Here is a 6,589-nt window from a genome sequence, read left to right on the forward strand (position 1 = left end):
GGGGGCGGAGGCGGTGGTCCGGCGGGTGACGGGCCGTGGCGCACGGCCACCCGGGACCGCGGGCGCGTAACCCTTGCGCTCCTTCTCGGCGATCTTGCGGGCGGCGGCGGCACGGGCCTTCTCCGGTGAGGCGAAGGTGCTGGTCCGGTGTTGCCCGTCGGAGCCGATCCGGCCGTAGCGCACGGAGACCTCGGGGCCCGTGACGACCACTTCGTAGAACTTGTGGGCCCCTTCACCGTCCTCGGACAGTTCGAGGTAGGTGGTGACGGACGTACCCGACGCGGACATGGTGGTGCTCCCTCCCCGAACCGGCCGGGCGGCCGGTTACCGATGATCGAAAGGTAGGGCGGGGCACTGACATCGACCGCTCCTCCGCCTCCCGCTCCGCCCGCCGGGGGAGCCGGGCCCCTCCCCTCCGGAAGTGGCGGATTTTCGTCCGGCACATGCCGATGGCGCGTTCGGAATCGGTCTCCACTCCACCCGCGACCCTCATGGCTGCACACACAAATTCCCCACCTAGTGCACGATTTGACCGTTATGGTAATGCTGTGTCCGGGTGAATGTAACGTTTTTATCGCTCCTCTGTGAATGACCGATGTGTTCGCGCCATTCCGGACCTAGCATCGGTTCGGCCGAAAGTCGTCGCTTCCGCCCCGGTGTGAGAGCACCTCGACGAAGCCGCTCCGTGCGCCGTCCCCGATTCCGGAATCCCTCCCGTGACCCTCCCCTTCCCGGGATCTGTGTGCCGCCGTCCGGTCGTCTCCGTTTCCTCTCGCCCCGTCGCCACGCGCCGACGGATCGGCCGCACCGCACCGCTCGTGCGAGGTCGATACATCGCTCATCCAGCTCATCCACATGACAAGGGGGGCCCGTGGTGCACACCGCCGCAGGGGTTCCGGTAGACGGATTCACCTACGGGTTCATCACACCCGTGCTCGGTTTTCTCATGGCCATGCTGGGGAGCACGCTCGGCCTGCGTTGCACGGTTCGGGGGCTGACCACCGTCGGGCGTCGTCGGCTCGGCTGGCTCGCCCTCGGAGCGGTCGCCATCGGCACCGGCATCTTCACCATGCACTTCATCGGCATGATGGGCTTCACCAGCCCCGCCCTACCGATCACCTATGACGCCACCATCAGTTACGCCAGTCTGGCGGTGGCCATCCTCGTGGTCGGCCTCGGTGTCCTCCTGGTGGGTCTCCACCCCACATCCGTCCCGGCGCTGCTCCTCGCCGGCGTGATCACGGGGCTGGGCGTCGCCGGCATGCACTACCTCGGCATGGCCGGGATGCGGATGGACGGTGGTCTCGCGTACGACCCCCTGATCGTCGTGCTGTCCGTCGTCGTCGCGGTGGTGGCCGCCACCGCCGCCCTGTGGTTCGCGATCGCGGCCCGTTCCCTGGGAGCCGCCCTGGGCGCCGGCGCCGTCATGGCCGTCGCGGTGAACGGCATGCACTACCTCGGCATGCAGGCGTTGACCCTGCACGCCCACACCGAGACGGTCGGGCTGGGGGGCCGCGCCCCCCTGGAGACGCTGATGCCCATCCTGCTCGGTCCCATCGTGCTCCTGCTCGTCGTCGGACTCGTCGTCGGCCTGGACCCGATGACCGCCGACGAACTCAACACGCGGGCGCGACGCACGGGGACCCCCGGTCGTCCCGTCGCCCGGCTGACCGAGCCACAGCGGGGCTGACGGTCGGTAACCTCGGGATATGACGGATGCCCTGAGCCCCATGCCCGAGGACTGGGAACGAGCCCTGGCCGTCGTGGCCCACCCGGACGACCTCGAATACGGAGCCGCCGCGGCCATCGCCGAATGGACCACCGCGGGCAAGGACGTGCGCTACCTTCTGGCCACCCGGGGGGAGGCGGGGATCGACTCCCTCCCCCCGCAGGAGTGCGCCGCGGTCCGCACCGGCGAGCAGATGGCGAGCGCGGCCCGGGTGGGGGTCACGGAGGTGGAGTTCCTCTCCCACCGGGACGGCGTGGTGGAGAACGGTCCGCAGTTGCGTCGTGACATCGCCGCGGCGATCCGCCGCCATCGCCCGGACCTCCTGATCACCCTGAACCACCACCCCGTGTGGGGCGTGGGACGCATGCTCAACACCCCGGACCACCGGGCGGTGGGAGGGGCCGTTCTGGACGCCTCGGGAGACGCCGGGAACCGGTGGATCTTCCCCGAGCAACTCGCCGGCGGCCTCCTGGAACCCTGGGGCGGTGTCCGGTGGATCGCCGTGGCCGCCTCGCCCTTCGCCGATCGGGCGAAGCAGGTGGGGGAGGAGGCGCTGGAGCGCGCGGTGGCCTCTCTGCGGGAACACCACGCCTACCTGGTGGGCCTGGGCGTCGAGCCCGAGCCGTACGCCCGCGAGCTGATCACCGGCGAGGCCGACGCCGCGGCCGAACGATTCGGAGGGCGGCGCTGCGTGCCCTTCGAACTCTTCCCGCGCTGACCCCGGCCCCGCCCCCGATCGCCTCCGTGCCGGCCGGGCGGACACGTACCTCTTCCCGGAACCGGCCCGGCCGGTCGGGGGCGACCGGACGTACCCGTTCAGTCGGTGCGGCGCAGCGCCGACCGCAGGGCGAGGAGAGCGACCGGCAGCAGGAGTGCGGCGGCCACGGCGTTGAGCGTCCCGTAGCCGGCGGAGGAGACGATCGGCCCGGCCACGGCACCGCCGAGGGCGGCGCATCCGTTCATCGTCAGATCGGACAGCCCCTGCGCGGCGGGTCGCGCTTCGGCCGCCACCGCCTCGGTCACCAGGGTCGAGCCCGCCACCAGACCGGCGGACCATCCCAACCCCAGCAGGAAGAGGGCGAGCGCCGACTGGGAGTGCCGTCCGTCGGCGGTGCCGGCCAGGGCCGCCGCCACGGCGACCGTTCCCAACGCGCCCAGCAGCAGGGGAAGGCCACCCAGCCGGTCGGCCAGGCGCCCCATCACGGGGGAGAAGGCGTACATCCCGGCGATGTGGCCGCTGATGACCAGGCCGATCAGTTCGATTCCCGCACCGTGGTGGGCCAGGTCCACGGGGGTCATCACCATGATGGCGATCATCACGGTGTGCACGACGGCGACCCCGGCCAGGGCCGCGCGGGCGGTGGGTGATGAGGCCACCGCCTCCCACCCGCGACGCAGCGCCCGCTGCCCGCGGGGGGCGCTGCCGGTGGGACCGGCCCCACCGGCCGCCGGGGCCGACTTCCCCCGCGCGGGGGCGTCGAACGATTCCGTTCCGGTTCCCCCGGTCCCCTTCGACTCGAGGGCACGGGCGGTGAGCAGCGGGTCGGGGCGCAGCAGGAGGTGGGTCGTCACGGCGGCCAACAGGAAGATGCCGCTCGCCCACACGAAGGGGCCCGCGGTCTCCGGTATCCGCCCGTCGACGGCGCCGATCGAGCGGCCTGCGGGGCCTGCCAGATTGGGCCCCAGGACGGCTCCCAGTGTCCCCGCCCACATCACGGTCGCGATGGCCCGTCCCCGTCGGGCGGCGGGGGCGAGATCGGCGGCGGCGAAGCGGGCCTGGAGGTTGGCGGAGGAGCCCGCGCCGAACAGCAGCATGCCCCCGAGCAGGGGGAGGAACCAGCCCCGGGAGGCGGAGACCACCACGACCAGGCCCCCGAGAGCACCGATCAGATAGCCACAGGCGAGGCCGGGACGACGGCCGTGCCGCGTCATGAGGGCCGCCAGGGGCAGCGAGAGCACGGCGGTGCCGGTGACCGACGCGGTCACCGCCAGGCCCGCGGCGCCTGCGGATCCGCTCACCTCGGTCGCCAGCAGAGCGGCCAGCGCGATCCCGATGGCGACCCCGAAGCCTCCGAGGATCTGTCCGACCACCAGGACGGCGGTGGTGCGACGGCGCAGGGCGGCCATCGGGTCATCGGGCGGGACCCGGGTCAAAGGCGCGGACCGGGGGAGGGACACGGGCTTCTTGGTGGGTCCCGGACGGGGGGAGGCGGTGCCGGCGGGCTCCCCGGCGGTGGTCTCGGAGGGGCGTTCGGCGGAATTCGTCACGGCGGGAGTCTGCCGGCCCGGGGCGTGGTACCGGGTCCTTGGTCCCGGTGGGAAGGCGAAAAGGTCCCCTCCCGGAATACCGCCGAATCGGAATCCGGTGACCTGCGCCACACCTTTTCCGATGACCCCTACATCGGATAGTAGGAAATGGGGTTTTCGGGGCGGGACCTTGGTCCGTCCGATTCGGGATGTTGGTCCGCGCGGCCCGGGACCGCAGTACCCGGGGATGTCGACGGACCCCTCGCGAGCTGTGGCTTCACTCCGTGCCCCGGGTCCCCGAGCGGCCCCCCGGGTCCCCGGGAGGCTGCCCGGATCAATCGGACTTCAAGGACGATTTGCCCCCGCTTCTTCAACTATCGGGCATAGCATCTGAACCATGCGATCGTTCTTGAAATGCCGCGATTCGGTGGTTACTACTTGATTTCGTCAGCGCCGGGGATTCCCGGCGGGACCGAAACGGACTTCCCGCCTCCACGAGGAGGCGACCCGCGACCCGAGAGGTAACCACCCGCATGCCCAGCACCACCGCGAACCGCGCCCCGCGTCTCCGCACCCGCGCCGCCATGCTGGCCGCCGGAGTCGGATTCTCCGCCGTCCTCGCCAGTGGCGGCGGCGTCGCGGCAGCGGCCGACCCCACCGGTGGTGACCTGTTCGCCGCAGGCACCCCCGACACTCTCGCCCGCTACACCCTCGGCCTCGCCGAGGTCCACCAGAAGGCCGCGGAGGCCGAGGTCAAGGCCGCCGCGGAGGCGAACAGGGCTGCCGAGGCGAAGAAGGCGGCGGAGGCCAAGAAGGCCGCGGAGGCCGCGGAGGCGAAGAAGGTGGCCGAGGCGGAGGCCAAGGCCGCCGAGGCCCAGCGGGCCGCCTCCTGGGTCGCGCCCATCTCCGGCGGGTACACCATCTCCGCGGTCTACGGGAACAGCGGCGACCGCTGGGCCGCCGGTCACAGCGGTCAGGACTTCGCCGTGCCCACCGGCACCCCCGTCCGCTCCGTCCACAGCGGCACCGTGGTGAAGGCCGGCGGCAATGGCGCGGGCGACGGCCCCGCCTACGGCAACGCCATCGTGATCAAGCACGACGACGGCAGCTACGCCCAGTACGCCCACCTGTCGCAGGTCCAGGTCTCGCCCGGCCAGCGGGTGGAGACCGGCGCGCAGATCGCCCTGTCCGGCAACACCGGCAACAGCACCGGCCCCCACCTGCACTTCGAGATCCGCACCACCCCGAACTACGGTTCCTCGGTCGACCCCGCCTCCTACCTGCGGGGCAAGGGCGTCGACCTCTGAGGAAAACCGGGGAGGGGCCGGGGGAACCCGTGACGGGGTGTCGCGGGTTCCCCACCGCTCCCTCCGGACGGCTCCCGTCGGCGACACGCGCTCTCTCCGCGCGCCCCCGCCCGCGTGCCCGGCACCACGCGGCCGCGCCCCCGGTCACCGGGGGCGCGGCGGCGCTTCGGCGTTTCGGCGCGGGCCGGGTCACCGCCCGGTCGGGGAACCCTCCGTTCCGGGGACCCGTGACCGGAACAGGGGGTCGGCCCCGGACGATCCGTTCTCCTCCGGGGATTCTCCCGGTGCCGGGGCACCCCGACCGGCCCCGCGCAACGCCTCCCGGATCTCACCCGGACGGTTGGTGATGATGCCGTCCACCCCCATGCCGGCCAGCCGCACCGCCGTGGGGCCGTCGTCCACCGTCCAGGTGAACACCTCCATCCGGCGTCCGTGCGGTCCGCGCAGTTCCCGGACGGCGGCGACCCGCTCGGCGGTCAGGTCGGTGTGTCGGGAGTTGATCTGGTGGGTGAAGGCCGCGTAGTCGGCGAGTTCGTCCGAGTCGGGGGAGCCGAGGAACCCGGTCTTCACCTGTGGGGCCAGGCGGTGGACGGTGCGCACCGAGTCCTCGTCGAAGCTCTGCAGGATCAGCGAGTCGTACAGGCGCAGCGGCCCGAGCCATCCCTCCCGCGCCAGCTCCCGCAGGATCTCCCGTTCGATGCCCGGGTATCGGGCCGGTGCCTTGATCTCCAGCAGCAGGCGCTGTCCGTGCCGGTCCAACCGACGCAACAGTTCCCGCAGGGTCGGGACGCGCTCTTCGGCGAATTCCGGCGAGAACCAGGAACCGGCGTCCAACTGCCGCACCTCCGCCAGGTCCATGTCCCCGACCTGCCAAGGCGCCCGATCCGGAAAGCGTTCGGCGACATCGGTGGTGCGTCGCAGAGTGGTGTCGTGGAGGAGGACCAGCTCCCCGTCCCGGGTGCGCTGGACATCCACCTCCACCCAGGACACGCCCTGCTCGGCGGCAGCGTCCACCGCCGCCAGGGTGTTCTCCGGCGCGTGTCCGGAGGCACCCCGGTGGGCGACCACCACCGGGCCGTCGGCGGCCGCGGGCGGCAGGGGAAGGGCCGCGGCGGTCGACGTGCCCGGGCCCGGACCGAACCACGGGGCGACGGGGATCACCAGGGCCAACCCCAGGGCGAGCAGGCCCGCGCGCAGACCGCGTCGGGAGCGCCGTCGCGCTTCGGTCGGGGAAGTGGTCCGGTCGTGGCCGACGGGGCTGTGCGACGTCACGAGACCTCCTCGTGGGTGTGGGACGGTCATGGTG

The 6,589-nt window shown here is 72.3% G+C and carries 6 protein-coding genes; 3 read left to right on the top strand and 3 right to left on the bottom strand.

Annotated elements, in window-relative coordinates; genetic code table 11:
• On the bottom strand, positions 1-288 hold a 288-nt coding region (locus FNQ90_RS08765), incomplete at its 3' end, for a WGR domain-containing protein (protein ID WP_182605844.1).
• Between the two features lie 643 nt (positions 289-931).
• On the opposite strand from FNQ90_RS08765, the gene FNQ90_RS08770 reads away from it, so the two are divergent.
• On the top strand, positions 932-1,690 hold the full coding sequence (locus FNQ90_RS08770; RefSeq protein WP_323379848.1) for an MHYT domain-containing protein: 759 nt from the start codon (positions 932-934) through the stop codon (positions 1,688-1,690).
• 19 nt (positions 1,691-1,709) lie between these two features.
• On the top strand, positions 1,710-2,447 hold the full coding sequence (locus FNQ90_RS08775; RefSeq protein ID WP_182605845.1) for a PIG-L deacetylase family protein: 738 nt from the start codon (positions 1,710-1,712) through the stop codon (positions 2,445-2,447).
• 98 nt (positions 2,448-2,545) lie between these two features.
• Here FNQ90_RS08775 and FNQ90_RS08780 read toward each other — a convergent pair whose 3' ends face one another.
• Positions 2,546-3,856 carry an MFS transporter gene (locus FNQ90_RS08780; RefSeq protein ID WP_182605848.1) on the bottom strand — a complete coding sequence of 437 codons (1,311 nt, stop codon included), beginning with the start codon at positions 3,854-3,856 and terminating at the stop codon, positions 2,546-2,548.
• A 653-nt stretch (positions 3,857-4,509) separates the two neighbouring features.
• On the opposite strand from FNQ90_RS08780, the gene FNQ90_RS08785 reads away from it, so the two are divergent.
• Entirely contained in the window at positions 4,510-5,283 is a 774-nt protein-coding gene (locus tag FNQ90_RS08785) for a M23 family metallopeptidase (RefSeq protein WP_182605846.1), read from the top strand.
• Positions 5,284-5,472: 189 nt separating this feature from the next.
• Here the strand turns inward: FNQ90_RS08785 and FNQ90_RS08790 are convergent, their stop codons facing one another.
• Positions 5,473-6,447 carry a glycerophosphodiester phosphodiesterase gene (locus FNQ90_RS08790; protein ID WP_407699328.1) on the bottom strand — a complete coding sequence of 325 codons (975 nt, stop codon included), beginning with the start codon at positions 6,445-6,447 and terminating at the stop codon, positions 5,473-5,475.
• Between the last annotated feature and the right edge of the window lie 142 nt (positions 6,448-6,589).

Source organism: Streptomyces alkaliphilus, assembly GCF_014141535.1.
Lineage (GTDB): Bacteria > Actinomycetota > Actinomycetes > Streptomycetales > Streptomycetaceae > Streptomyces > Streptomyces alkaliphilus.

Coding starts and splice junctions, on each gene's coding strand:
- FNQ90_RS08775 (WP_182605845.1), top strand. CDS start 1,710: ATGACGGATGCCCTGAGCCCCATGCCCGAGGACTGGGAACGAGCCCTG.
- FNQ90_RS08780 (WP_182605848.1), bottom strand. CDS start 3,856: ATGGCCGCCCTGCGCCGTCGCACCACCGCCGTCCTGGTGGTCGGACAG.
- FNQ90_RS08785 (WP_182605846.1), top strand. CDS start 4,510: ATGCCCAGCACCACCGCGAACCGCGCCCCGCGTCTCCGCACCCGCGCC.